The sequence below is a fragment of the Streptomyces sp. NPDC001315 genome (assembly GCF_042896175.1).
Classification (GTDB): domain Bacteria; phylum Actinomycetota; class Actinomycetes; order Streptomycetales; family Streptomycetaceae; genus Streptomyces.
The window spans coordinates 98,684-124,845 of record NZ_JBIAWZ010000017.1 but is presented as its reverse complement, the minus strand read 5'-3'; the positions used below and the strand labels follow the sequence as shown (position 1 = coordinate 124,845).

The following is a 26,162-nucleotide window of genomic DNA, read 5'->3' as shown; positions in this document are numbered from 1 at the left end:
TGGCGTGAGCCGAAGGTCGCCACGACCCTGACCTGTAGGTTCCTACACCTCATGGACGGTACGGAGCCTGTATGGACGCCCGGTAAACTCCGTACACGTGACTTCTGCGCCCGCCAAGCCCCGCATCCCCAACGTCCTCGCCGGACGTTACGCCTCCGCCGAGCTCGCCACGCTCTGGTCGCCCGAGCAGAAGGTGAAGCTCGAGCGTCAGCTCTGGCTCGCCGTGCTGCGGGCCCAGAAGGACCTCGGGATCGAGGTGCCGGACGAGGCGATCGCCGACTACGAGCGTGTGCTCGACACCGTCGACCTGGCCTCCATCGCCGAGCGTGAGAAGGTCACGCGGCACGACGTGAAGGCCCGCATCGAGGAGTTCAACGACCTTGCCGGGCACGAGCACGTGCACAAGGGCATGACGTCCCGCGACCTCACGGAGAACGTCGAACAGCTGCAGATCCGGCTCTCGCTGGAGCTGGTGCGCGACCGCACGGTGGCCGTCCTCGCCCGTCTGGGCAAGCTGGCCGCCGAGTACGGCGAGCTGGTCATGGCCGGGCGCTCCCACAACGTGGCGGCCCAGGCCACCACCCTCGGCAAGCGCTTCGCGACGGCCGGCGACGAGCTGCTCGTCGCGTACGGCCGGGTCGAGGAGCTGCTCGGCCGCTATCCGCTGCGCGGCATCAAGGGGCCGGTCGGTACCGCTCAGGACATGCTGGACCTGCTCGGCGGCGACGCGACGAAGCTCGCCGAGCTGGAGGACCGGATCGCCCGGCACCTCGGCTTCTCGCAGGCGTTCACCTCGGTCGGGCAGGTCTATCCGCGCTCGCTGGACTACGAGGTCGTCACCGCGCTGGTGCAGCTGGCGGCCGCACCGTCGTCGCTGGCGAAGACGATCCGGCTGATGGCCGGGCACGAGCTGGTGACCGAGGGCTTCAAGCCGGGGCAGGTCGGCTCGTCCGCGATGCCGCACAAGATGAACACGCGCTCCTGCGAGCGGGTCAACGGTCTGATGGTGATCCTGCGCGGCTACGCCTCGATGACCGGCGAGCTGGCGGGCGACCAGTGGAACGAGGGTGACGTGTCCTGCTCGGTGGTGCGCCGGGTCGCGCTGCCGGACGCGTTCTTCGCGCTGGACGGCCTGCTGGAGACCTTCCTGACGGTGCTGGACGAATTCGGGGCCTTCCCGGCGGTCGTCGCGCGTGAGCTCGACCGCTACCTGCCGTTCCTCGCCACCACCAAGGTGCTCATGGGTGCCGTGCGCGCCGGAGTCGGCCGTGAGGTCGCGCACGAGGCCATCAAGGAGAACGCGGTCTCTTCGGCGCTGGCGATGCGCGAGCAGGGCGCCGAGCGCAACGAGCTCCTCGACAAGCTGGCCGCCGACGAGCGCATCCCCCTCGACCGCGCGCAGCTGGACGCGCTGATGGCGGACAAGCTGTCCTTCACGGGCGCGGCGGCCGCCCAGGTGAGCACCGTCGTCGGCCGCGTCGAGGAGATCCTGAAGCAGCGCCCGGAGGCCGCGGGCTACACCCCCGGAGCGATCCTCTGACCCGCTTCACCCAGGCGGAACTGGAGGCCGCCCGCGACCGCCTCGTGCCCGATGTGGTCGCGGACGGCCTCCGTGTGCTGTTCTGCGGGATCAATCCCGGGCTGATGACGGCGGCGACGGGCCACCACTTCGCCCGTCCCGGCAACCGTTTCTGGCCGGTGCTGCATCTGTCCGGGTTCACACCGAGGCTCATGAAGCCGGCGGAGCAGGGGGAGTTGCTGTCGCACGGGCTCGGCATCACGAACGTCGTGGCGCGGGCGACCGCGCGGGCCGACGAGCTGAGCGCCGAGGAGTACCGCGAGGGCGGACGGCTGCTGGCCGGGAAGGTGACGCTGCTGCGGCCGCGCTGGCTGGCGGTCGTGGGCGTCACCGCGTACCGGGCCGCGTTCGACGACCGGAAGGCGCGGGTGGGGCCCCAGGAGCGGGTGATCGGGGACACACGCGTGTGGGTGCTGCCGAATCCCAGTGGTCTGAACGCGCACTGGACGGCGGCGACCATGGCGGAGGAGTTCGCGCGGCTGCGGGAGGCGGCGGAGGCCTGACGGGGCACTGCCGATCACGGCGGGTCCACGTCCGTGACCACGGCGAGGAGCTGGAACGGGAGTTCCTTGTCCCACTGGGACACGCCGAGGGCCAGCCAGCGTTCCGTCCCCGGAGGCCGCCACAGGTGCAGGTCCGGTACGTGCCCGCTCAGCGAGGCCCAGGGCTCGGGTATGTCCTCGTCGTCCATGACCCGGTCGAGGACGCTCGCCAGGCTGAACATCTGCGGTGCTGCCCAGCACTCGGTCAGCCGCTCGGTGAGACCGTCCCGGTCGAACTCGTACTGTGCTGCCGTCTCCTCGCGCTCCGTCCCGTCGTCCTCCCAGAAGTCGCCGCTGGTCTGTAACTCGGCTATGAGGTAGCCGGGTCCGCCCATGCCGTCGTCCGTCCTGCCGTGCTCCGCGGGGAAGTCCCGGGTGCACAGCAGGTCGATGGTGGCGAGGAACCGCGCGATGTTCATGACTCCAGTAAAACCGCGGCCACTGACAATTGGCGGGGCATCAGGCGCAGGGTGAGGTCAGGCGTCCCTGCGGCCCAGCCGCCACGCCCCCGCCAGCAGTGCCGCCGCCGCCCACAGCGTGGTCACCGCGAGACCGGTCCACGGTCCCAGGCTGCCGTCCCAGGTCTGATGAAGCGCCACCTGCCCCGCCCGGTCGGGCAGGAAGTCCGCGACGTTGCCGGACACGTCGCCGACGACGAAGGAGACGATGAGCAGGAACGGGATGAGGATGCTCAAGGTGGCGACCCCGCTGCGCAACAGGGCCGTGAGTCCCGCCGCGAACAGCGCCATCAGCGCCAGGTAGAAACCGCAGGCGACCGCCCCGCGCACGCCCTCGGCCCAACCCAGCCCGTCGGCCTTCGTCCCCAGGACCGCCCGGCCCACCAGGAGGCTCACGAACCCGGTGACCAGGCCGACGGCCAGCACGGGCAATCCGATGGCCGTCGCCTTGGCCGCGAACCAGCGGCCTCTGTGCGGCACCGCCGCCAGCGACAGCCGCAGTGCTCCGCCGTGGAACTCACCGGAGACGGCCGTGGTACCGACCGCGATGGCCGCGATCTGCCCGAAGCTGACGCCGAAGAAGGCCGAGAACAGCGGGTCGAAGTCGGTGCCCTCGGTGTCGAGTCCGGCGAGCGCGGAGAAAGCGGTGGTCGCGAGGACGATCGCGCACAGGCCGCCGACCAGCGACCGCAGCGTACGGGTCTTGATCCACTCCGAGTGGAGCGCGGGCGCGAACGACATGATCAGGCCTCCTGAGGCTGTGCGGTGAACTCGGCTTCGGTCGCCGTCAGATCGAAGTAGGCCTGCTCCAGCGTGGCTTCCTCCGCGGCCAGTTCGAGAATCGGTACACCGGCGGCGGACGCCAGGCGGCCGATGTCGTCCACGCGCGCATGGTCCACCCTCCAGTGCCCGTCCTCGTGCTCGACGGCGTCGTGGCCGTGCCGGGCGAGCGCCTCCTTGAGCGCGACCGCATCCGTCGTACGGATGCGCACGCGGGGCTGCACGCGCGCGTGGATGAAGTCCTGCATCGGGGTGTCGGCGAGCAGTCGGCCGCGTCCGAGGACGACGAGATGGTCGGCGAAGGAGGCGGTCTCGTTCATGAGGTGGCTGGAGACGAGGACCGTGCGTCCCTCCGCGGCGAGCCGGCGCAGCAGGCCGCGGATCCAGACGATGCCCTCGGGGTCCAGGCCGTTCGACGGCTCGTCCAGCAGGACGACTTCGGGGTCGCCGAGCAGGACGGCGGCGATGCCGAGGCGCTGTCGCATGCCCAGCGAGTACGTCTTCACGCGGCGCCGTGCCACGGGCGTCAGCCCCGTCTCCTCCAGCACCTGGTCGACCCGGCGGACGGGGATGCGGTTGCTCGCGGCGAGGGCACGCAGGTGGTCGCGGCCGGTGCGGGAACCGTGCGCGGCCTGCGCGTCGAGCAGGGCACCCACGTGGCGCAGGGGTTCGGTGAGTGTCGGGTAGGCACGGCCGCCGATCGTGGCCGTTCCCGAGGTCGGCCGGTCGAGGCCGAGCACGAGCCGCATGGTCGTGGACTTGCCCGCGCCGTTCGGGCCGAGGAAGCCGGTGACGCGGCCGGGGAGCACGCGGAAGGTGAGGTGGTCCACGGCGCGGCGGGACCCGAACTCCTTGGTGAGGTCCTGTACGTCGATGCTGGTCATGGCAACACCCTGGCCGTTTCCGGGCGTTGGTTCCTCCCCCGTCCGTGGAGATCGTCTCCCCCGCTCGGGGGAGGTCCGCTGTCAGTGGCGGCTGGCACGATGTCGGAATGGCCCGCCTACTGCGCCCGTTCACCCGGGCGGTCACTTACACACGATGGCTGCACCTGTTCGTCGCCGTCGTGTGGCCGGCCATGTTGCTGTACCTCGTCGAACAGTGGTGGTTGTTGTCCTTCGTCCTGCTCGCGCCGGCCGGGCTCCTTCCCGCGATGCGGACCGTCGAGGGACTGCAGGCCCGGCTGCTGCTCGTCGACCGGCGCGCCGACGAGGTCCCGGAGATCGTCGTCGCTCCGTCGGCGACCTGGGCTGACCGCGGCCGGACCGTGCTGTGGCTGGAGGCCCGGCTCGCGCTGGGGGGTCTGGTCGCGATGCTCACCGTCCAACTGCCCCTCACCACCGAGAACCTGCTGCGGACCGCGCGGGGCGGCAGCCCGGACGACGGCGGCTGGCTGCCCGTCCACGGCCATCACTGGTGGTACGGCCTCCTCGCTCCCCTGCCGCTGGTGCTGCTGGCCGGGGTCGTCGTCTCGTCGGGCACGCTGATCACCCGGCTGGCCGGGCACCTCCTCGGCCCCTCTCCCGCCGAGCGACTCGCCGCCCTGGAGGAGCGCACCGAGCAACTCCTGGAACGCAACCGGATCGCGCGGGAGCTGCACGACTCGATAGGTCACGCCCTGACCGTGGCGGTGGTCCAGGCGGGTGCCGCCCGCGCCGCGGGGGACCCGGCGTTCACCGACCGGGCGCTCGGCGCCATCGAGGACACCGGCCGGGCCGCCCTCGAGGATCTGGAACGCGTGCTCGGCATCCTGCGCGAATCGGAACGGCCCGTGAGCAGCCGGCCGACACTGACCGACGCCGACCGGCTGCTGGAATCCGCGCGCGCTTCCGGAGCGAAGGTCGACGCCGAGCTGACAGGCCCCCTCGACACCGTGTCCGGCCCGGTCTCCCGCGAGGGTTACCGCATCCTCCAGGAAGCCCTGACCAACGTGCTGCGGCACGCGGGGGCGGTGCCCGTCCGGGTCCGCGTCGAAGTCGCCGACTGCACTCTCGCCCTGGAGGTCCGCAATCCGCTCACCGCCGACATGACGGGGCCCGGCCGGGGCAGCGGCCTGCGCGGGATACGCGAGCGGGCCGCCCTGCTCGGCGGCCGGGCGCAGAGCGGTCCCGACGAGGGTGACTGGCAGGTGCATGTAGAGCTGCCGCTGCGCTGATCTACGCTGACCGGATGCCGGTCACCGTTCTCCTCGTCGACGACGAACCCCTCGTACGCGCAGGTCTGCGGGCCGTGTTGGAGGCGCAGCCCGACATCGAGGTGGTCGGAGAGGCGGCGGACGGTGCGGCGGTGATCCCGCTGGTGCGGCAGCTGCGGCCGGACGTGGTCGCCATGGACGTACGGATGCCCCTGCTGGACGGCATCGAGGCCACGCGCGCGGTGCTGCGGACGGTCGCCGACCCGCCGAAGATCCTGGTGGTGACGACGTTCGAGAACGACGAGTACGTGTATGACGCGCTGCGCGCGGGTGCCGACGGGTTCCTGCTGAAGCGGGCCCGGCCCGCCGAGATCGTGCACGCGGTGCGGCTGGTCGCCGAGGGCGAGTCGCTGCTCTTCCCGGCGTCGGTGCGGCAGCTGGCCGCCGAGTACGGCGACATCCGCGGGAACAAGGAGGCGCGGGCGGCGCTGGAGCGGGCCCGGCTGACGGAGCGGGAGGCGGAGGTATTGCGGCTGATGGCCCGGGGGCTGTCCAACGGGGAGATCGCCGCCCAGTTGATCGTCGGCACCGAGACGGTGAAGTCGCACGTCAGCGCGGTACTGGCGAAGCTGGGGGCGCGGGACCGCACCCAGGCGGTGATCGCGGCGTACGAGTCGGGGTTCGTGGCGCCGAGCTGAGGGGGGTACACCGGTCGCAGCCCGGGGTGCCCGGAACTCGCCGGGGTCCTCCGTGCCGAGTACGATCCGGCCAACACGCGCACGAGCTGGGAGGACGGACGTTGGGGCGGCTGACCGGCGGGGATCCCTCGCTGCTGCGACGGATCAATTCCGCGGTGGTGCTGCACGCGCTGCGTGCCACGGACTGCGCGACGCTGACGGAGATCACCCGGGTGACCGGCCTGTCCCGGCCGACGGTCGAGGGCGTCGTCGAGGACCTCATCGAAGCCGGCCTGGTCGTCGAGAAGGCCGCCGAGGAGGGGGCCGCCCGGCGCCAGGGGCGGCCCGCGCGCCGGTTCCGGTTCCGTGCCGAGGCCGGTCATCTGCTCGGCCTGGAGATCGGACCGCACCGTGTCGCCGCGCTCCTCGCCGACCTGGACGGCCGGCTGCTCGGTGCCCAGGCCAAGGACGTCGAGGAGACGGCCTCGGCGGACGAACGCCTGGAACGACTGCGCACGGCGGTCGCCGAACTCCTGCGCCGGGCGGGGGTGCCACGCAGCTCACTGCGCGCGGTGGGGGTGGCGACGCCCGGGATCGTCGAGGCGGACGGGACCGTGCGGCTGGGCACCGCGCTGCCCGAGTGGACCGGGCTGCGCCTCGGCGAACGGCTGAGCCGCTCCTTCAAGTGCCCGGTCCTGGTCGAGAACGACGCGAACGCCGCGGCCGTCGCCGAGCACTGGAAGGGCGCCGCCACGGAGTCGGACGACGTCGTGTTCGTGCTGGCCGGGCTGAGCCCGGGCGCCGGTTCGCTGATCGGCGGGCGGCTGCACCGGGGGTACGGCGGGGCGGCCGGCGAGATCGGCGCGCTGCACCTGCTGGGCCGGGAGGTCACTCCGGAGACACTGCTGTCGACCACGGACGAGCCACTGCATCCGCTGGACGAGCAGGCGGTCGCCAAGGTCTTCGCGCAGGCGCGCGAGGGCGACCAGCGGGCGAGGGCGGCCGTCGACCGCTTCATCCAGCGGCTCGTCCACGACGTCGCGGCACTCGCTCTGGCGCTCGACCCGGAGCTGGTGGTCGTCGGTGGCTGGGCGGCCGGTCTGGACGGGGTACTGGAGCCGCTGCGGCGCGAGCTGGCACGCTACTGCCTGCGGCCGCCGAAGGTGACCTTGTCCCTCCTCGGCGAGGCGGCCGTGGCGACGGGTGCGCTGCGGCTGGCCCTCGACCATGTGGAGGAGCAGCTGTTCGCGGTGGAGGGCACCGTGACGGCGCGGCGCTGACGGGGCCGCACTCGGGTTGCGGTGTTGTCGGTGAAACGCCTCGCGCCCCGGTGTGGTTCCGAGGCGCGGGCAGGACGTCGGTCAGGAGGCCTGCTGCTCCGGCCCGTGGTGGATCTCCACGCCACCCGAGGCGCCGAAGGTGAGCCGGCAGGTGTCCGCGCGGTAGGTCGCCACGGAGAGCGCGGCGGTGCGGCCCCCGGCGAGGAAGCGGGTGGTGACGACGAGGACGGGGGCCCCGGGGAGCCGGTCGAGTTCCTTGGCGTCGTCGGCGCGGGCCGAGCCCAGCTCCACGGCGTTGTCCTGACCCTCCAGCTCCAGGCGCTGCAGCTCGCGCAGCACGGCACGCGCGCGTGCCGGTCCGGACGGGGTGTCGATGGCGGACAGGTCGGGCACCGACGTCTGCGGGATGTGGAGCAGCTCGGCGGCGACAGGCTGACCGTGCGTCATCCGGAAGCGGCGCACCGTGTGCACGGCTTCGTCCCGGCCGGTCTCCAGGGCGTCCGCAACGGCCGCGGGCGGCACCACCAGGGTGGAGTCGACGGGCTGCCAGGCATCACCGGCCGCTCCCGGCCAGGCATGCTGCTCGGTGCCGACGGCCACGCCCACGCGGGGCGGGGCGACGGTCGTACCGACGCCGCGGCGGCGCTGCAGCCGGCCTTCCAGCTCGAGCTGTTCCAGGGCCTGGCGGAGCGTGGCGCGGGCGACGCCGAAGCGGGCGGCGAGGTCCCGCTCGTTGGGCAGGATCTCGCCCACGGAGAACTCCGAGTCCAATGCCTCACTGAGCACGGTCCTGAGGTGCCAGTACTTCGGTTCCGGCACCGTTTCCAGCTGCGTGGTCCCCACCCTGTCCTCCGCAATCGCCGTGGTCCGGCGGCGTTTAAGCGCCCTTGTTTATTAAAGGTTGTTGCACTTCTCTGCGACCATAGGACGGCCTCCACCCTTGGTCAATACCAATCCTCGATCCCGTGGGCCGGTGCCCGGCGAGCGCGGCGCGGATGACGTGGACGGCTCGGACGCGTGATGCGCAGGGCTCGTTGAGGGCCCGGGGTGCCGCAACACGCGCGACGACTGGGGGCTACCCGTCGGTAGCAATTGCTGACAAGCTGTCTACGGCGTCCGTCAGTGAGTCCCAGACGAGGAGCACCCTCATGTCCGCCACTGCCTCCTTCACGGTCCCCTCCCCCCGGGGCCCGCAGAGCGTGACCGTCTCCTACGCGCGCGTGGGCAGCGGCGAACCGCTGCTCCTGCTGCACGGCATAGGGCACCACCGGCAGGCCTGGGACCCCGTGGTGGACATCCTCGCCGCCGAGCGGGACGTGATCGCCGTGGACCTGCCCGGCTTCGGCGCGTCCCCGGGTCTGCCTGACGGCCTCTCCTACGACCTGCCCACGACGAGCGCCGTGTTCGCTGCCTTCTGCGAGGCGCTGGAGCTGGATCGCCCCCATGTGGCGGGCAACTCCCTGGGGGGTCTGCTGGCCCTCGATCTGGCGCGCGAGAAGCACGTACGGTCCGTCACCGCCCTGTCCCCCGCCGGGTTCTGGTCGCAGGCCGAGCGGCGCTACGCGTTCGGCGTGCTGATCGCGATGCGCCAGATCTCGCAGCGGCTGCCACTGCCGTTGGTGGAGCGGCTGTCGCGCACGGCGGCCGGCCGCACGGCGCTGACGAGCACGATCTACGCCCGCCCGGGCCGCCGTTCACCCGACGCCGTGGTCGCCGAGACGCTCGCGCTGGCACGCGCCACGGGCTTCGACGCGACCCTCCGGGCCGGCGCCGCCGTCCAGTTCACCGACGACCTCCCCGGGGTCCCGGTCACCGTGGCCTGGGGCTCCAAGGACTGGCTGCTCGTGCGCCGTCAGGGCGTGCGCGCCAAGCAGATCATCCCCCGGGCCCGGCTGGTGCGGCTGCCCGGCTGCGGGCACTGCCCCATGAACGACGACCCGGCCCTGGTCGCGCGCGTCATCCTCGACGGAAGCCGCTGACCCGCACCCGACAGCGGTCGACGCTCGCGATCCCAGGACGACTCCCGCGCCGACCAGGGCACTGCCGGCGGCCTGGGCGGCGCCGTAGGAGCCAGTGCCGACGAGCGGGGCGGTCCAGGCGGCCACGACGGGGATGAGGCCGGAGAACAGCGTGGCGCGCTCCGCGCCGATCCGCTGCATGCCCATGTACCAGCACACGAAGCCGACGACGGTGACGACCCCCGCCTGCCACAGCAGCGCGACGGCCTCGGTGGCGTCGGGGCGCCGCAGCCACGCGCCACCGTCCAGCAGCAGCCCCGCCGCCGCGGACTCCGCGGCGGCGACGCCGCACACCGTGGCGGAGAGCAGCCGAGGGCCCAGGGGCCGCAGCACGGGCCCGGCGAGAACCGCGAAGCCGACCTCGCCGACCAGCGCGCACCCGGAGAAGGCGATGCCCATGACGTCCGTTCGCCCCCAGCCCTGGGTGGTGAACGCGCCGGCGGCGACGAGCAACGCCCCGTACAGGACGGCACGTCGAGGACGCCGTCCGTCCAGGAGGGGAACGACCACGGCCACGACCACGGGCGCGCAGCCCACGAAGACGCCAGGAACCGCCGGTTCCGCGGAGCGTTCGGCGGCGAGGACGGCCAGGTTGAAGCCGACCATGCCGACGGCCGCGAGCAGCGCGAGGCGGGCCCACTGGCGGGGAACGAGCGCCCGCAGCCGAGTGGTCGCCTCCCTCCGGGCGAGCGGAACCAGGAGCAGACAGGCCAGGCCGTAGCGCAGGCACTGACCGCCCGCGTACGGGAAGTCTCCGAGCACGCTGTTGGCGGTGAAGGACGCGCCGACGAGGACACAGGCGAGCGCGGCCAGGAGGCTTCCGCGCGTGCTGGTGGCGTTCATGGCAACGACGCTAGGAATCGGAGCGGTCCGGTTTAAGGTCCACTTCCATGACGTCTTCGGGGACCAATCAGGACGGCCACGCGGCCTCGGCCGCCTGGGAGCTCCTCCTGCCGGCCGCCTCGGCTCCGGCACGCGCGCGTGGCCGCTCGTTGCAGGCGGCACTGCGGGAGGCGGTGCGCTCGGGACGTCTCGCGCCCGGCACCCGGCTGCCGTCGAGCCGGGACCTCGCCGTCGACCTCGGAGTGTCGCGCGGCCTGGTCACGGAGGCGTACGAGCAGTTGACGGCCGAGGGCTACCTGCGCAGCGGACGGGGTGCGGGAACCTGGGTGGGACGTGCCGTACGGGCCGCACCCGCACGCGCACGGGATCTCGCCCCGCGCTCCCCCGGCGCCGGCGCCGACTTCCTGCCCGGGACCCCGGACCTGGCGCTGTTCCCACGCTCCGCCTGGGCCGCGGCGCTGCGCGGTGTGCTCGCGGAGCTGCCTCACCAGGACCTCGGCTACCCCGATCCGCGCGGACTGCCCCGCCTGCGCACCGCCCTTGCCGAACTGCTCGCCCGGCGCCGGGGCGTGGTCGCCGACCCGGAGCGGATCGTGGTCGTGTCCGGGGTGGCGCAGGCGACGACACTGCTCGGATTCGTCCTGCACGCGCGCGGGATGCGCGCCATCGGCGTCGAGGACCCCGGCAGCCCCCAGCACGACGCCCTCTACGCCTCGGCCGGGGTCGGCGTCGTACCCCTGCCGCTGGACGACGAGGGGCTCGTCGTGGGCCCGCTGAAGGCGTCCGGTGTACGCGCCGTGGTGACGACGCCCGCCCACCAGTACCCCACCGGGATCGCCTACTCCGCGCAACGCCGCGCGGAGCTCCTCGACTGGGCGCGCTCGGTGGACGGGTTCGTCCTCGAGGACGACTACGACGGCGACTTCCGTTACGACCGCGCTCCCGTGGGCGCGCTGCAGGGGCTCGACCCGGAACGCGTGCTCTACGCGGGGTCGGTCAGCAAGTCCCTCGCGCCGGCACTGCGCCTGGGCTGGCTGCTCGTGCCGGACTCGCTGGCCGACGAGGTCGTGGAGCGCAAGCGGACCATGGACCTCGGACACCCCACGCTCGATCAGGCCGCCTTCGCCCGGTTCCTCGAAGGCGGCGACTACGACCGCCGACTGCGCCGCTGCCAGCGGGCGTACCGCGAACGGCGCGACGCCCTCGTGGCGGCTCTCGAGGAGCACCTCCCCGGCTCGTCGGTGTCCGGGATCGCCGCGGGCCTGCACGTCATCGCCACGCTTCCGAAGCGGTACGGGCCCCAGGAACGGTTCCTCGCGCGCATGGCCGCGGCCGGGGTCGCGATACGCACGCTGACGGACTGCACACACACGCCTGCCGGACACGGCGGGAGCGACGGGAGCAAAAGGAGCAGGGACAGCTACGGGAGCAAAGAGAGCGATGGGGACAAGGACGTGCGGCTCGTCCTGGGCTACGCGCATCTGCCGCCCGCGCGGATACGCGCGGGGATACGGCTGATGGCGGAGGCGGCCACCGTGTGATGGCGAGGCGTCGCGCGCCGGTTCCGGTGATTCGGAGCGCTGCTCGCCGACTCCCGTGCCCCCGGGGCATCGCTCGCTGGTCGCCGTGCCCCAAAAGCATCGCTCGCTCGTCCCCGTGCCGCGAGCGCATCCCGCACCGATCCCGCCACCCGGGAACAACGGCCTTCGCCGTCCCCGTACCCCAGGAGCATCACGCACGGTCCCCCTCCTCAGGACCATCGCACGTCGGCCCTCCCAACCGACGGCCAGTTGTTCACTTCTGGTTTCCGTGTGCGCTGCGGCGCACCAGTAGTTGTGGCACTGCACACCGGCCGGTTCCCGTTCCTGGAGGCGTATCCATGTCACACCGTCCGTTCCCCGGCCGCCGCAGCGTGCTGCGCGGCTCGCTGGCCGCGTCGGCGGCCCTGACCGTGCCCACCGGCCTGGGCGCCGCGCCGGCGTTCGCCCTGTCGGGACGCCCCCAGGCCGGCTGGGGCGTGCAGACGGGAGACGTGACGTCCGACTCGGGGCTGGTGTGGGTCCGCTCCGACCGTCCGGCGCGGATGATCGTCGAGACGTCCGCGACCGAGTCGTTCCGCAACCCGCGCAGATGGAACGGCCCGCTGCTGGGCCCGGACACCGACTTCACCGGCACGACCCGGCTGCACGGGCTGCCCGCGGGCGAGCAGATCCACTACCGCGTCCTGCTCGCCGACCCGGACGACCCGCGCCGCACCGGCGAGCCGGTGACCGGCACCTTCCGCACCGTGCCGCACGGTCGCCGGCACGGGGTGCGCTTCCTGTGGTCCGGGGACCTGGCGGGACAGGGCTGGGGCATCAACCCCGACCTCGGCGGCTACCGCATCTACGACGCGATGGCCAAGCTCGATCCGGACTTCTTCCTCTGCAGCGGCGACAACATCTACGCCGACGGCCCCATCTCGGCGACCCAGGCACTGCCCGACGGCAGCACCTGGCGCAACATCACCACCGAGGAGAAGGCCAAGGTCGCCGAGACCCTGGCCGAGTTCCGCGGCAACTTCCGCTACAACCTGCTCGACGAGAACCTGCGGCGGTTCAACGCCCAGGTGCCGTCGATCATCCAGTGGGACGACCACGAGGTGCGCAACAACTGGTACCCGGGCGAGGTGATCGCGGACTCGGACACCCGCTACGCCGAGAAGAACGTCGACGTGCTGGCGGCGCGCGCCCGACGGGCGTTCAGCGAGTACTTCCCGATCTCGACGCTGCGTCCCGGCGCGAAGGACGGCCGCGTCCACCGGGTCATGCGCCACGGACCACTGCTCGACGTGTTCGTGCTGGACATGCGGACGTACCGCAACGCCAACTCCCCCGACGACCAGACCGTCGATCCGCAGGGCATCCTCGGCAGCGAGCAGTTGGAGTGGCTCAAGCGGGAGCTGACGCGGTCGCGTGCGGTGTGGAAGGTCATCGCGGCAGACATGCCGCTCGGCCTGGTCGTGCCCGACACCACCGAGGGCAGGCCGAACATCGAGGCGGTGGCGCAGGGCGGCCCGGGCGTGCCGCTGGGCCGTGAGCTGCAGATCGCCGAGCTGCTGCGGTACATCAAGCACCGGCGGATCACCGGCACCGTGTGGCTGACGGCCGACGTGCACCACACCTCGGCCCAGCACTACCAGCCGTCGCGAGCGGCGTTCACCGATTTCGAGCCGTTCTGGGAGTTCGTCTCGGGCCCGCTGAACGCCGGTGCCTTCCCGGCCAGCGCGCTGGACAACACCTTCGGTCCGGAACGGGTGTTCGTGAAGGCGCCGACCGCGTCGAACGTCTCGCCCGCCGGCGGCTACCAGTTCTTCGGCGAGGTCGACATCGACGGCGACAGCGGGGAGCTGACGGTGCGGCTGCGCGAGCAGGACGGCACCGTACTGTTCACCCAGGTTCTCCAGCCGGGACGCGTCGGGCAGTAGGTCCGCGGTCCCGTACCCTCGAACGTGTGCCGCGCACCGGCGTCATCCCCCGGTGCGCGGCACCACCGCGTCCTTCAACTCGCCCATCGTGACGAGGTTTTCGCAGCGGCGCGGGCGGCGGCCCGGCGCGGCTCCTCCCGCAGGGTGACGCAGGCCCGGCGACTGCACTGTGCGCTGACCGAGGAAGTGGCCGCATGACGTGGTCCCGTACGCCGTCGCGCCTGGCCACCTCCTCTGAGCTGGGGCGTTGCCCAGCCGGTGCAGCGGCGCAACACAACGACAAAAAAGCTGCAAAAGGTGCAGATCCTGTTTTTACCGCTCAGTCACAAAGCGTTCGTGATCACGCAACACGCATCCTTCACAGTGGCTGCATGAATCGAGACATGTCTGATGTGACGCGTGCAAAACACGGGCGCCCCGTGCACCACTGGCGGAGGGACGTGGTGGAACTCGCCGCCCTCTTCACGGCCGTGGCGGTGGCGGACGCCGTGGCAAACCTGATCGGTCACGGCCCCGACGGTCCGGCCCTGCTGGTGACCTCGGCGGTCGTGCTCGCGGCCACGGCGGGATTCCACACATGGTGGGCACGCCACCACGGTCACGCGCCTCCGGCGACCGATACCGATACCGGCGCCCGGCCGCGCTCCGGCGAGCAGCAGGCCGGGCCGTCCGCCGTGGCCGTCCAGGCCACGGGCGGGAAGAGCGCCCTGTGGCGGATGCGGACGACGGTGAAGGACGAACCGGGGTCGCTGGCGATGCTGTGCACGGCACTGGCCGCACTGCGGGTGGACATCCTGAGCCTGCAGACGCATCCCCTGGGCGAGGGCACGGTCGACGAGTTCCTGCTGCGGGCACCCGGCGAGCTGCCCGCGGCCGAGATCAGCCGCGCGGTGGCACAGGCCGGCGGCGCCTCGACCTGGATCGAGCGGGCCGACGCGCACGACCTGGTGGACGCCCCGACCCGGGTGCTCGGCCTGGCCACCCGCACCGCGCTGGACGCGGCGGAACTCCCGCTCGCGCTGCGCCAGTTGCTGGGCCGGTGCACCATCCGGTCGCTGCCCGCCTCGCCGCTGGACAAGGGCCGCGGGGTGGACGGCGTACCGGTCGAGGGGGTTCTCGAGGACACCGTGATGCGGCTGCGGGCGCCGGAAGGCGGAGTGATCACCGTGGAACGGCCGTATCTGCCGTTCACGCCGACCGAGTTCGCCCGGGCGCGGGCGCTGGTGGAGCTCGACGCCCGGCTCGGTCCGCGCGTCCCGCTCAGCGAAGATGTGCTGACGCTGCCCGAGGGCAACGACATCACCGTGCGCCGGGCCGACACCGGCGACCTGGAGGCCGCGAAGGACATGCACGAGCGGTGCTCGGCACGCACCCTCGCGATGCGCTACCACGGTCCGGTCGGCGACGCGGACCGCTATCTGAACCACCTGCTCAGCCCGCGCTTCGGACGGACGCTCGCGGTGCAGACCAGGTCCGGGCGCATCGTCGGCCTCGGCCATCTGCTGTGGGACGGGGACGAGACGGAGGTGGCGCTGCTCGTCGAGGACGAATGGCAAAGGCGAGGTATCGGCGCCGAACTCCTCGGCCGCCTGGTGACCATGGCGGTCGAAGCCGGCTGCGAGAGCGTGTACGCCGTGACGCAGGCCTCCAACACCGGCATGGTCGCCGCGATGCGCGGCCTCGGCCTCCCCCTCGACTACCAGATCGAGGAGGGCACCCTGGTGATCACGGCCCGTCTGGACGCGGCACCGGTCGAGGCGCGGCTGCCCTACGAGCGGCAGCAGCGGTACGGCGAGCGGATCGTGCGCGACTAGGAACACCTCGGCGACTCGGACGAACGGCTCGGCGGACTCGGACTCCGCCGGGCCGTTCGTCACAGGCCCAGCCCCCGTCGAGGCGGCGACAGGGGCAGGACGAGGCAAACCGTCAAGACGATTCGGACGACCGACGCCCCGACTCCCCGACCGCGACCCGATCAGCCGCGCCCGGACCGCCCAATGCCCCGTTCAGGTCGGCCCACAGGTCTTCGACATCCTCCAGTCCCACCGACAGTCGCAGCAGCCGATCGCTCACGCCGGCGCCCCGACGGTCTGCGGGGTCCACGATGCGGTGGCTGATGGAGGCCGGGTGCTGGATGAGGGTGTCCACGCTGCCGAGGCTCACGGCCGGGGTGATCAGCCGGACGCCGGCGATGACCTCGTGCGGGTCGCCGTGGACCTCGAAGGAGATCATCGCTCCGCCGATGCGCGGGTAGTGGACGTGGGCGACGCGCGGGTCGGCGGCGAGGCGGCGGGCGAGTTCGGCGGCGTTCGCGGAGGCGGCCCGCACCCGTACCGGCAGGGTCGACAGGCCGCGCAGCAGCAGATAGCCGGCCAGCGGATGCAGCACCCCGCCGGTCGCGAACCGGACCTGGCGCAGCTGCCCGGCGAACTCCTCGTCGCAGGCCACGACGCCGGCCATCACGTCTCCGTGTCCGCCGAGGTACTTGGTGGCGCTGTGCAGCACCAGCCGGGCGCCCTGCTCGGCGGGGCGTTGCAGGACGGGCGTGGCGAAGGTGTTGTCCGCGAGCAGCGGAACGGAGCCGCAGGCGTGGGCGACGGCCCGCAGGTCCACTTCGGCGAGGGTCGGGTTCGCCGGGGTCTCGACCATGACCAGGCCCGTGTCCGGGCGCAGGGCGTCCGCGATGCCGGCCGGGTCGGTCCAGGTCACCTCCGAGCCGAGCAGTCCGGCGGTGAGCAGGTGGTCGCTGCAGCCGTACAGCGGGCGCACGGCCACGACGTGGCGCAGGCCCATCGCCCCCCGTATCAGCAGTACGGCGCTCAGCGCGGCCATGCCGCTGGCGAACGCGACCGCGCTCTCGGTGCCCTCCAGTCGGGCGAGGGCGGTCTCGAAGCGCGCGACGGTGGGGTTGCCGAGACGGGCGTAGACCGGCGGGCCCTCCGGCTCGGTACCCGTCGCGGCGAAGGCGTCGATGCGGGCGGCCTCGCCGCGGCTGTCGTAGGACGGGTAGGTGGTGGACAGGTCGATCGGCGGGGCGTGCAGTCCCTGGCGGGCGAGGTCGTCCCGTCCGGCGTGCACGGCCTCGGTGGCCAGTGCTCTCGATGGGGTGCGTACGTCGTCGTACGGCGCGAACGTGGTCGCTGAGTCCATGGCGGCAAGGGTGAACACCGGCCGGGGCACCGTATTCGAACGCCGTGCTACGTTCGGCCAATGGCCGAATCTGTCGTACTGGATCCGGTGGACCTTCACCTGCTGCGGCTGTTGCAGAACGACGCCCGGACGACGTTCCGCGATCTCGCCGCGCAGGTCGGGGTCGCGCCGTCGACCTGTCTGGACCGCGTGACGCGGCTGCGCCGCTCGGGGGTGATCCTCGGCCATCAGCTGCGGGTGGATCCGGCGAAGCTGGGGCGCGGGTTGCAGGCGCTGCTGTCGGTGCAGGTCAGGCCGCATCGACGGGAGCTGGTGGGGCCGTTCGTGGAGCGGATCCGGGCGCTGCCGGAAGCGCGGACGGTGTTCCATCTCACCGGTCCGGACGACTATCTCGTCCATGTGGCGGTGGCGGACATGGCCGATCTGCAGCGGCTGGTGCTCGACGAGTTCACGGCGCGACGGGAAGTCGCCCGCGTGGAGACCCGGTTGATCTTCCAGCAGTGGGACTGCGGGCCACTGCTCCCACCAGGCCCGTCGGACAAGCCCTCAGCGAAATCGGACTGACATCGCGCATGGCGTGGCAATCCGGGCTGACGTGGCACCGGTATCCGTACGAGGATGTCCGCATGTCAGAGACCAAGAGCCAGCTGCCCCGCGAGGTCGCCGACGCCTACGTCGACGAGCTGATCGCCCTCGACCCGATCACCGGAACCTACCTCGGAGTGAAGGAGAGTTCGAGCCGTCTGCCCGACACCTCACCGGCCGGACAGGATGCGCTCGCCGAGCTGGCCCGGACGACGCTCGCCCGGCTCGACGAGGCCGAGCGGCAGCCGGGCGCCGACAGTGACATCGAGCGCCGCTGCGGGCGCCTGCTGCGCGAACGGCTCACCGCGGAGCTCGCCGTGCACGAGGCCGACGAACACCTGCGCGCCGTCGGCAACCTGCACACGGCACCGCACTCGGTGCGCGAGGTCTTCACCGTGACGCCGGCGCAGACGGAGGAGGACTGGGCGGCGATCGCCGAGCGGCTGCGCGCGGTGCCGACGGCGCTGGCGGGCTACCGCGAGTCCCTCGCGCTCGGCCTGGAACGCAAGCTGTACGCGGCACCGCGTCCGACGGCCACGTTCGTCGAACAGCTCACCGAGTGGTCGGACACCGACGGCAACGGCCGCGGCTGGTTCGAGGACTTCGCGGCGGCCGGCCCTCAGGCGCTGCGCGCGGAACTGGACGAGGCCGCCCGCGGGGCGACCGCGGCCGTCGTCGAGCTGCGGGACTGGATGCGCGACGTGTACGCGCCGACGATCGAGGGCGCGCCGAACACCGTGGGCCGTGAGCGCTACGCCCGCTGGGCACGCTACTTCAACGGCACGGACCTCGACCTGGACGAGGCGTACGCGTACGGCTGGGCCGAGTACCACCGTCTCCTGGGCGAGATGCGGCAGGAGGCCGAGAAGATCCTGCCCGGCGCCGCGACGCCGTGGGTGGCGCTCGCGCATCTCGACGAGCACGGCCGGCACATCGAGGGCGTCGAGGAGGTCCGCGACTGGCTGCAGGGCCTGATGGACCAGGCGATCGACGCGTTGGACGGCACGCATTTCGAACTCGCCGAGCGAGTGCGGAAGGTGGAGTCCTGCATCGCGCCTCCCGGCGGGGCGGCGGCGCCCTACTACACCGCGCCGTCGGAGGACTTCTCGCGCCCGGGCCGCACCTGGCTGCCGACGATGGGCCAGACCCGCTTCCCGGTCTACGACCTCGTCTCCACCTGGTACCACGAGGGCGTCCCCGGCCATCACCTCCAGCTCGCGCAGTGGACGCACGTCGCCGCGAACCTGTCCCGCTACCAGGCGACCCTCGGCGGGGTGAGCGCCAACGCCGAGGGCTGGGCGCTGTACGCGGAGCGGCTGATGGACGAGCTGGGCTTCCTCACCGACGCCGAACAGCGGCTCGGCTACCTGGACGCGCAGATGATGCGGGCCGTCCGCGTCATCATCGACATCGGCATGCACCTGGAGCTGGAGATCCCGGCGGGCTCCCCGTTCCACCCGGGCGAGCGCTGGGCTCCGGAGCTGGCCCAGGAGTTCTTCGGCGGGCACAGCAGCCGCCCGGCGGACTTCGTGGAGAGCGAGCTGACCCGCTATCTGACGATGCCCGGTCAGGCGATCGGCTACAAGCTCGGCGAGCGGGCCTGGCTGCTGGGCCGCGAGAACGCCCGCAAGCGGCACGGCGACGCCTTCGACCTGAAGGCCTGGCACATGGCGGCCTTGTCCCAGGGTTCCCTCGGCCTGGACGACCTGGTGGACGAGCTGTCCAAGCTCTGACGCACGGGGCTCACCCCGCTCATCTCCGGAACCCGCCCTCCGAGTCGATGACCTGACCCGTGACCCTTCCCCAAGCTCTCGACTTCGTTCGGGGTCACGGCGCAGGTCTTCGGGTGCGGGAGTCGTGACATGGACGACCATGATGGTGAACGTGCGGGGTCGGCGCACTCGTAATTACGGACGCGTTCGGGGGCCAGCCGAGCGCCGTCCCCGCCCACCGAACAGCCCGGCAGCCGCCACGCACCGCCCCGCCCGGTCAGTCCGGCAGTCGCCGCAGCTGTACGAGCCCCAACCAGGTCTCGGGGCCCGGCTGCACCTGGGCCGCGCGCACGGCGTACCGGCCGGGATGGAGCGAGATCTTCACATGGTCGGTCCGCGCGCAGTCGTTGCCGGGCCAGGCCGCGTCGAACAGGAGGACCGTGCCGGGTACGTTCCAGTTCACTTCGGACGCCCAGGACGCCGTGACGAGCGCTTCGGGCAGCTCCGCGAGGAGTTCCTCCGCCGAGTCCGCGGCGTACCAGCGTACGAACGTGCCGTGGTCGGGGAGGTAGGCGGTGGCGGCGGGCTCGTCGCCGAGGACCAGGGCCGCGCTGTCCCCGACGGGCAGCAGTCCGACAGCCGCGTCGATCTCACACGCGCGGTCGTAGTCCGAGGCCGTCTCGTCCCCCTCGGCACCCGCCCAGAACGGCAGCACCGTCTCCGGCACCGCTATGAGCGGCCCGCCGCCCGACTCCACCCATTCCACCGCGCCCGGATCCGCGTATCGCACCATGCCGCAGAACCTACACGCACAGGGGTCCCACGAATTCACTGTCCCCGAAGGCGACTCGTACGCCACTCTCTACTCTCATGACCACCCGGACCCTTTTCCTCTCCCCGCGCGTCACGGCGACCGGACACGCCCTCGCGGACGCCGCACGGCGGCGCGGCACGCGGGTCGAGACGCTGCGCGACTGGCGGGTGCCCGAGCACGAGCGCGGGGCCGCCGGGGCCTCGCTGTACGCCGGACCGCTGTTCGCGGACGCCGTGGCGCGGGAGCTGGGGCTCGGACTGCTGGAGGCCCCGGAGGACTGGCTCGCCCGGTTGCCGTACGAACTCACCCTGCGAGACGTCGAGTTCACGACCATCCGCGAGGCGCGGCAGCTGCGCCGGCCCGCGTTCGTGAAGCCGCCCAACGACAAGAGCTTCCCCGCACGCGTCTACCCGGACGGGAGCCGGCTGCCGGGGCCCGATGCGGTCGACGACGACGCGCCCGTGCTGGTGAGCGACATCGTGACATTCGCCCTGGAGTACCGGCTGTTCCTCCTGGACGGCACGGTCCGCACCGGCAGCCGGTACGCGACGGGCGGCGAGCTCGACGTGGCGCCGCTGGCAGCGGACCCGCGCCGGTCCGAGGTGCTGTCCTTCGCCGGGCGCCTGGTCGACAGCGGGCTGCCGAGCGCGGTCGTCGTGGACGTGGGGCTGCTCACCGACTCGGGCTGGGCGGTGGTGGAGGCCAACGCCGCCTGGGCCAGCGGGCATTACGCCTGCGCGGCGGACGCCGCGTTGGACGTGGTGCTGCGCGCGGCCCGCCCGGAAGAGGAGTTCGCTCCGGCGGACCGCCGCTTCCTGCGTCCGACGCCGGTACGGGACTGAGTCCTGGCCGCGCGCCGAACTCCTGGCACGCGACCTCTTCGCACGATCTCCCGCCGTCGCGTCAGCAGCCGCAGTCCTCCGCGTCCACCGGCGCCGTCAGCGGGTCGGCCGCCCGGCGCTCGGTGCCCTCCCAGGTCTCGTATGCGAAGCCCTCGCGCGCCCAGTACTCGAAGCCGCCGAGCATCTCCTTGACCTGGTAGCCGAGTTCGGCGAGGGCGAGGGCAGCCCGCGTGGCGCCGTTGCAACCGGGTCCCCAGCAGTACGTCACGACCGGGACCGACTTGTCCAGGAGCTGTTCGGCCTGCTCGGGGATGAGCGCGGTCGGCAGGTGGACCGCGCCGGGGACGTGGCCCTGATCCCAGGAGGCGGTGGAGCGGGAGTCCAGGACGACGAAGCCGGGGTCCCCGCCGGCCGCGAGTGCGGCGGCGACGTCGGAGACGTCGGCGTGGAAGACGAGGCTGGCGCGGAAGTAGGCGGCTGCCTCGGCCGGCGCGGCGGGGGCGACGCGCAGGACGGGGTTGACGGTGGTCGCGGCGGTCATCGTGAGGCCTTTCCGTGGTGGTTCCCGATGCCCAGAAATCTACGGTCGATGATCATCTCACTGAAGGGGCATTCCCCGGCGTGGGCCTTGCTCCGCCGGGGATTCACCTGCTATTTCTCCGTCATGACCGCGTATTCCCCGGACGCCACCGACTGGCGCATCCTCGAGGTCCTCCAGCGCGAGGGCCGGGCCAGCTTCGCCGACCTGGCGCGTGCCGTGTCGATGTCCGCGAGCGCGGTCACCGAGCGGGTGCGGCGGCTGGAGGAGGCGGGCATCATCCAGGGGTACGCGGCCGTCGTGGACCCCGAGCGGCTGGGCCTGCCGATCCTGGCATTCGTACGGCTGCGCTATCCCAACGGCCACTACAAGCCGTTCCACGACCTGGTGGCCGTCACGCCCGAGATCCTCGAGGCGCATCACGTCACGGGCGACGACTGCTTCGTCATCAAGGTCGCCGCCCGTTCGATGCGGCACCTGGAGGAGGTGTCGGGCAAGATCGGGACGCTGGGGTCGGTCACGACCAGCGTCGTCTACTCCTCCCCGCTCCCCCGGCGGCCGCTCGCTCACTGACCCCGCTGCCGCACCGCCGAGCCCGACCGGCCCTTCACGATCTCCAGCTGCGCGTGGATGCGCCGCCGCAGGTCGGCCACGTGACTGACGATCCCCACACTGCGGTCGCGTTCGCGCAGGGAGTCGAGGACGTCGAGGACCTCGTCGAGGGTCTGGTCGTCGAGGCTGCCGAAGCCCTCATCGATGAAGAGCGTGTCCAGGCGGACCCCGCCGGCCTCGTCGGTGACGACGTCCGCGAGGCCGAGCGCCAGGGCGAGCGAGGCGAAGAACGTCTCGCCGCCCGACAGCGTCGCCGTGTCCCGCTCACGCCCGGTCCAGGCGTCGACGACGTGCAGCCCGAGCCCGCTACGACCGCGTCCGGCCCGGTCGTCGGAGTGGACAAGGGTGTAGCGGCCGGACGACATGCGCTGCAACCGCACGGTCGCGGCGGCGGCGACCTGTTCCAGGCGGCCCGCCAGCACATACGACTCCAGGCGCATCTTGCGCTCGTTGTCGGCCGAGGTGCCCGCGGCGAGGCCGGCCAGGCGGGCGACGCGGTCGTACTCCTCGCGCAGGGGTGCGAGGCGCCGTACCCCGGTGGCCGCACGCGCGGACAGCCGGTCGAGTTCGGTGCAGCGCCGGGCGGCCGCGTCGCGTACGGAGGCGGCGTCGCGCAGCCGGCGGCCCGCGACGGCGGCGGTCCGCTCGGCCGAGGTGACGTCGGCGGGCGGCTGCTGGGCGGCGGCCGCGGTGTCGGCCTCGGCGAGGACGGCGCGTACGGCGGCCTCCTCGGACTGCCAGGCGTCCAGGCGCCGTTGGAGCTCGCGGTACGCCGCGTCGTCGAGGAGTGCGGCGGCCGCCGCCTGCGGGGTGTCGAACCCGGCGCGGAAGGCGGCGTCGGCGAGGCGCGCGTCGGTGGCCTTGAGCCGCTGCGCGGTGTCCTCGGCGGTGCGGGCGGTGTCGGCCGCGTCGGTGAGCAGGGCGACCTGACGCTCCAGCTGCGCGGCCCGCGCGGCGACGCTGCCGGCGCCGCCCCGGGCGTGGGCCAACTCCTTCTCCAGCATGGCCTTCTCGCGGTCCAGTCGCTCCCGGTGGCCGACCCGTGAGGCGGCTCGGACGGCCGCCTCCTGCCGCACCGCGGTCCGCCGTTCGCGCTCCTGCTCGGCGTGCCTCAGCTGTTCGTTCGCGGCGTGCAGTCCGGAGGCGCCGCTGCGGGCCTCGGCGTACTGCCGCTCCAATTCCTCGGATTCCCGCGCCAGTTGCTCCGTCGGGGCGTTTCCCGCCTCGGCGGTGGCGGCGGCCAGCGCCTCCCGGGCGACGCCCAGGCGGCGCTCGTCCTGCGCATGCCGTTCCTCCGCGCTCTGGTAGGCGGCCAGGGCGCGTTCCTCCGCCTCGCGGTCGACATGTCCGGCGATCTTGCGGGCGGGGGCGGGGTGTTCGGTGGCGCCGCAGACGGCGCAGGGTTCGCCGTCCTGGAGGTTCGCGGCCAGTTCGGCGGCGATGCCGTTCAGTCGCTGTTCCTTCAGGTCCAGCCAGTCGGCGCGGGCCTGTATCGCCTGCTTCTCCGAGACCAGTGCCCGCTTCTGCGCTTCTTCGGTGTCCCCGGCGAGCTGATCGCGCAGCCGGGCGGCCCTGAGCCGCTTCTGCGCCGGTTCGCGCTGCACGGCGAGCTGCTCGGCCCTGGTGGCGGCCTCCTGGGCGGCCTCGATACGGCCCTGAAGGCCGGCCCGGGTCGTCTCCCACTCGCCGAGCCAGCTCTCCGCCTCCGCCAGGACGTCGTCGTCGGCGCGCTCCTGGCGGTCCAGGCCGGTGCGCTCGGCGGTGAGTTCGGTCAGGCGGTGCTCGGCGCGGCGGGCCGACTCCAGTCCGCCCAGTTCCTCGGCGGCCCGGCGCGCGGCGGCCGCGAGTCCCGCCGCACCGGCTTCCGCGAAGGTCGCCGGCACCTGTGCACGCGCGCGTGCCTCGGCACCGGCTGCCCGCCGGTGCTCGGCCTCGGCGGCCTCCCGCAGCTCCAGCGCCGGCGCCACCGCCTCCGCCTTGCGCGCCCGTTCCATGCGCGCCTGCGCGCCCCGGTGCGCGTCGGCCCGCTCCTGGAGCAGCGTGGCGCGCTGCCGCGCCTGTGCGAACCGCTGCTGCAACCGGGCCACTTCGCGTACGTCGGACAGCGCGCGCTCGGTGGCGGCCTGTGCGGACTCGGCGGCGGACAGGCGGCAGTGGGCGACGGCCAGCTCTTCGCGGGCGGTACTGCGGGCGACGGCGGCGGCGCTCAGTACGGCCTCGGCCAGGCCCGGCTCCCCGGGCGCGAGCTCGGGCAGCTCCATGGCGCCGCCCGCCTCCTGCTGCATGCGGTGTGCGTCCGCCAGCAGCGCGGCATCGCCCTCGCGTACCTGGGTCTCGGTCACACGCCGGCGTTCGGCGAGGCGCTTCTCGACCTCCGCGAAGCGATGCGTGTCGAACAGCCGGCCGAGCAGCTTGCCGCGGGCCTCGGCGTCGGCGCGCAGGAACCGAGCGAAGTCGCCCTGCGGCAACAGCACGACCTGGCAGAACTGCTCGCGGCTCATGCCGAGCAGCTGGGTGATCTCCTCGCCGATCTCCTGGTGCGAGCGGCTGAGGTCCTTCCAGGAGCCGGCGACGGCGTCGTACTCGCGCAGCCAGGTCTGGGCCTTGTCGAGGGTGGTACCCGAGCCGCGCCGCTTGGGACGCTCCCAGGGCGGCTGCCGGGTGATCTCCAACCGTCGCCCCGCGAGGGTCAGTTCGAGGCGGACTTCCGTGCGGGTGCCGACCGCGGCGTGGTCGCTGCGCAGCGTCAGGCCCTGCCCGCTCTGTCGGGCGCCCGGGACGGAGCCGTAGAGCGCATAGCAGACCGCGTCGAGGACGGAGGTCTTGCCCGCGCCGGTCGGGCCGTGCAGCAGGAAGAGCCCGGCGGCGGACAGCTCGTCGAAGTCGACCGTCTGCGCCGCGCCGAAGGGCCCGAAGGCGGTGATGTCCAGGCGGTGGAGCCTCACCGGGCCACCTCCCGCAGGGTCTCGTCCGCGCGCACCGCGTCGAACGCGTCCCGCAGCACGATCCGCTCCCGCGCGTCGGGCCCGGCACCGCGCACGTGCGCCACGAAGTCCTCCGCGATCTGCTGGTCGCTGCGGTCGGCGAGCCGCGTGGCGTAGGACACGCCGGGGTCGTCCGGAGCCCGGTCGGGATCGAAGACGAGGCTCAGCGTGTGCGGGAACCGCTCGGTGAGCCGGGCCATGGGATCGGCCGGGCGGACGGGGTCGGTGAGCGTCGCCTCGACCCACGCCTCCTCGTGCCGGGCGAGCCCCGGATCGGCGAGCAGCTCCTCCAGCGGGCCCCTGACGCGGGCCAGCGCCCGTGGCACCGGGCAGTCGATCCGCTCGACGGTGAGCGTGCCGTCGGCGCCCAGGTCGACGAGCCACATGCTCTTGCGGTGGCCGGCCTCCGAGAAGGAGTACGGCAGCGGGGAGCCGGAGTAGCGCACGCGCTCGGTGATGGTCTGGCAGCCGTGCAGGTGGCCCAGCGCCGCGTAGTCCACGCCGTCGAAGACGCCGGCGGGCACGGCGGCCACCCCTCCGACGGTGATGTCCCGCTCGCTGTCGCTGGCCTCACCGCCGGTGACGAAGGCGTGGGCCAGGACGACGGAACGTGTGCCACGCGCGCGGGTGGCGAGGTCGGCGCGGACGCGGTCCATGGCGGCGGCGAGCACGCTCTCGTGTCCTGGCTTCTCCACGCCGAACTCGTCCTTGACCAGGGCGGGTTCGAGATAGGGCAGACCGTAGAAGGCCACCTCGCCGTGGGCATCGGAGAGCACCACCGGCGTCCCGCACGCCGACGGCTCGGTCCGCAGATGGATGCCCGCGCGGTCGATCAGACCGGCGCCCACCCCCAGTCGGCGGGCGGAGTCGTGGTTCCCGGAGATCATCACGGTCGGCACGCCGAGGTCGGCGAGGCGGTGCAGGGCGTCGTCGAACAGCTCGACCGCGGCGAGCGGCGGTACCGCCCGGTCGTACACGTCTCCCGACACGACCACGGCGTCCACGGCGTGCTCGCGCACGGTCGTGACGAGGTGGCCTATGAACTCGGCCTGCGCGCCGAGCATGTCGACCCGGTGGAACGCGCGGCCGAGATGCCAGTCGGAAGTGTGCAGCAGTCGCATGATCCCCGAGGTTAACGGCCGGGTCTGACA

At 72.7% G+C, this 26,162-nt stretch carries 22 protein-coding genes and 1 pseudogene; 13 read left to right on the top strand and 10 right to left on the bottom strand.

Going from position 1 to position 26,162, the window contains the following annotated elements; all coding sequences use genetic code 11:
- Positions 1–97 precede the first annotated feature (97 nt).
- Positions 98–1,540 (top strand): adenylosuccinate lyase, encoded by a 1,443-nt coding sequence (gene purB / locus ACFY16_RS33060; RefSeq protein WP_390650896.1) that lies wholly within the window; start codon positions 98–100, stop codon positions 1,538–1,540.
- Positions 1,537–2,082: a G/U mismatch-specific DNA glycosylase gene (gene mug, locus ACFY16_RS33055; protein WP_390650943.1), complete on the top strand. Its 546-nt coding sequence runs from the start codon at positions 1,537–1,539 to the stop codon at positions 2,080–2,082. Before purB ends, mug begins: the two co-directional genes overlap by 4 nt.
- A gap of 14 nt (positions 2,083–2,096) precedes the next feature.
- On the opposite strand, the gene ACFY16_RS33050 is transcribed toward mug, so the two are convergent.
- From ACFY16_RS33050 to ACFY16_RS33040, 3 genes are read right to left on the bottom strand one after another with little or no spacing between them, the layout of a single operon-like run.
- Entirely contained in the window at positions 2,097–2,540 is a 444-nt protein-coding gene (locus tag ACFY16_RS33050) for a hypothetical protein (RefSeq protein WP_390650895.1), read from the bottom strand.
- 57 nt (positions 2,541–2,597) lie between these two features.
- Positions 2,598–3,320, bottom strand: a complete 723-nt coding sequence (locus ACFY16_RS33045) for an ABC transporter permease (protein ID WP_390650894.1) — start codon at positions 3,318–3,320, stop codon at positions 2,598–2,600.
- A 2-nt stretch (positions 3,321–3,322) separates the two neighbouring features.
- On the bottom strand, positions 3,323–4,243 hold the full coding sequence (locus tag ACFY16_RS33040) for an ATP-binding cassette domain-containing protein (protein WP_390650893.1): 921 nt from the start codon (positions 4,241–4,243) through the stop codon (positions 3,323–3,325).
- 107 nt (positions 4,244–4,350) lie between these two features.
- Between ACFY16_RS33040 and ACFY16_RS33035 the strand changes: the two genes are divergently transcribed.
- The 3 genes from ACFY16_RS33035 to ACFY16_RS33025 all read left to right on the top strand — a co-directional run bounded on the left by ACFY16_RS33035 (position 4,351) and on the right by ACFY16_RS33025 (position 7,447).
- On the top strand, positions 4,351–5,511 hold the full coding sequence (locus ACFY16_RS33035) for a sensor histidine kinase (RefSeq protein WP_390650892.1): 1,161 nt from the start codon (positions 4,351–4,353) through the stop codon (positions 5,509–5,511).
- A 14-nt stretch (positions 5,512–5,525) separates the two neighbouring features.
- Positions 5,526–6,188, top strand: coding sequence for a response regulator (locus tag ACFY16_RS33030; protein ID WP_390650891.1), 663 nt, complete (start codon positions 5,526–5,528; stop codon positions 6,186–6,188).
- A gap of 101 nt (positions 6,189–6,289) precedes the next feature.
- Positions 6,290–7,447: an ROK family transcriptional regulator gene (locus tag ACFY16_RS33025; RefSeq protein ID WP_351146093.1), complete on the top strand. Its 1,158-nt coding sequence runs from the start codon at positions 6,290–6,292 to the stop codon at positions 7,445–7,447.
- A gap of 81 nt (positions 7,448–7,528) precedes the next feature.
- On the opposite strand, the gene ACFY16_RS33020 is transcribed toward ACFY16_RS33025, so the two are convergent.
- Entirely contained in the window at positions 7,529–8,290 is a 762-nt protein-coding gene (locus ACFY16_RS33020) for a GntR family transcriptional regulator (protein WP_390650890.1), read from the bottom strand.
- A gap of 305 nt (positions 8,291–8,595) precedes the next feature.
- On the opposite strand from ACFY16_RS33020, the gene ACFY16_RS33015 reads away from it, so the two are divergent.
- Complete coding sequence (locus ACFY16_RS33015; protein WP_390650889.1) at positions 8,596–9,426, top strand: alpha/beta fold hydrolase; 831 nt, start codon at positions 8,596–8,598, stop codon at positions 9,424–9,426.
- Between the two features lie 93 nt (positions 9,427–9,519).
- On the opposite strand, the pseudogene ACFY16_RS33010 reads toward ACFY16_RS33015, so the two are convergent.
- Positions 9,520–10,308: pseudogene (locus tag ACFY16_RS33010) on the bottom strand (DMT family transporter); the annotation flags it as partial.
- Positions 10,309–10,355: 47 nt separating this feature from the next.
- Between ACFY16_RS33010 and ACFY16_RS33005 the strand changes: the two are divergent.
- The 3 genes from ACFY16_RS33005 (at position 10,356) to ACFY16_RS32995 (ending at position 15,588) form a co-directional block, all read left to right on the top strand.
- Entirely contained in the window at positions 10,356–11,849 is a 1,494-nt protein-coding gene (locus tag ACFY16_RS33005) for a PLP-dependent aminotransferase family protein (RefSeq protein ID WP_390650888.1), read from the top strand.
- 338 nt (positions 11,850–12,187) lie between these two features.
- On the top strand, positions 12,188–13,774 hold the full coding sequence (locus tag ACFY16_RS33000) for an alkaline phosphatase D family protein (RefSeq protein WP_390650887.1): 1,587 nt from the start codon (positions 12,188–12,190) through the stop codon (positions 13,772–13,774).
- Positions 13,775–14,157: 383 nt separating this feature from the next.
- Complete coding sequence (locus ACFY16_RS32995; RefSeq protein ID WP_390650886.1) at positions 14,158–15,588, top strand: GNAT family N-acetyltransferase; 1,431 nt, start codon at positions 14,158–14,160, stop codon at positions 15,586–15,588.
- A 112-nt stretch (positions 15,589–15,700) separates the two neighbouring features.
- On the opposite strand, the gene ACFY16_RS32990 is transcribed toward ACFY16_RS32995, so the two are convergent.
- Positions 15,701–16,924, bottom strand: coding sequence for a trans-sulfuration enzyme family protein (locus ACFY16_RS32990; protein ID WP_390650885.1), 1,224 nt, complete (start codon positions 16,922–16,924; stop codon positions 15,701–15,703).
- A gap of 60 nt (positions 16,925–16,984) precedes the next feature.
- Between ACFY16_RS32990 and ACFY16_RS32985 the strand changes: the two genes are divergently transcribed.
- Complete coding sequence (locus tag ACFY16_RS32985; RefSeq protein WP_390650884.1) at positions 16,985–17,488, top strand: Lrp/AsnC family transcriptional regulator; 504 nt, start codon at positions 16,985–16,987, stop codon at positions 17,486–17,488.
- Between the two features lie 62 nt (positions 17,489–17,550).
- Positions 17,551–19,242: a DUF885 domain-containing protein gene (locus ACFY16_RS32980; protein WP_390650883.1), complete on the top strand. Its 1,692-nt coding sequence runs from the start codon at positions 17,551–17,553 to the stop codon at positions 19,240–19,242.
- Between the two features lie 256 nt (positions 19,243–19,498).
- Here ACFY16_RS32980 and ACFY16_RS32975 read toward each other — a convergent pair whose 3' ends face one another.
- Entirely contained in the window at positions 19,499–20,014 is a 516-nt protein-coding gene (locus tag ACFY16_RS32975; protein ID WP_390650882.1) for an immunity 21 family protein, read from the bottom strand.
- A 77-nt stretch (positions 20,015–20,091) separates the two neighbouring features.
- Here ACFY16_RS32975 and ACFY16_RS32970 point away from each other — a divergent pair, with 77 nt between their 5' ends.
- Positions 20,092–20,877: an ATP-grasp domain-containing protein gene (locus ACFY16_RS32970; RefSeq protein ID WP_390650881.1), complete on the top strand. Its 786-nt coding sequence runs from the start codon at positions 20,092–20,094 to the stop codon at positions 20,875–20,877.
- 61 nt (positions 20,878–20,938) lie between these two features.
- On the opposite strand, the gene ACFY16_RS32965 is transcribed toward ACFY16_RS32970, so the two are convergent.
- The gene (locus ACFY16_RS32965) at positions 20,939–21,418 is read right to left on the bottom strand and encodes a rhodanese-like domain-containing protein (protein ID WP_390650880.1); all 480 of its coding nucleotides are present in this window, start codon (positions 21,416–21,418) and stop codon (positions 20,939–20,941) included.
- A 123-nt stretch (positions 21,419–21,541) separates the two neighbouring features.
- Here ACFY16_RS32965 and ACFY16_RS32960 point away from each other — a divergent pair, with 123 nt between their 5' ends.
- Positions 21,542–21,988, top strand: a complete 447-nt coding sequence (locus tag ACFY16_RS32960; protein WP_390650879.1) for an Lrp/AsnC family transcriptional regulator — start codon at positions 21,542–21,544, stop codon at positions 21,986–21,988.
- On the opposite strand, the gene ACFY16_RS32955 is transcribed toward ACFY16_RS32960, so the two are convergent.
- Entirely contained in the window at positions 21,982–24,972 is a 2,991-nt protein-coding gene (locus tag ACFY16_RS32955) for an AAA family ATPase (RefSeq protein WP_390650878.1), read from the bottom strand. The two genes, ACFY16_RS32960 and ACFY16_RS32955, sit on opposite strands and share 7 nt — an antisense overlap.
- Entirely contained in the window at positions 24,969–26,132 is a 1,164-nt protein-coding gene (locus ACFY16_RS32950) for an exonuclease SbcCD subunit D (protein WP_390650877.1), read from the bottom strand. The genes ACFY16_RS32955 and ACFY16_RS32950 overlap by 4 nt, the downstream gene beginning before the upstream one ends.
- Positions 26,133–26,162: the final 30 nt, after the last annotated feature.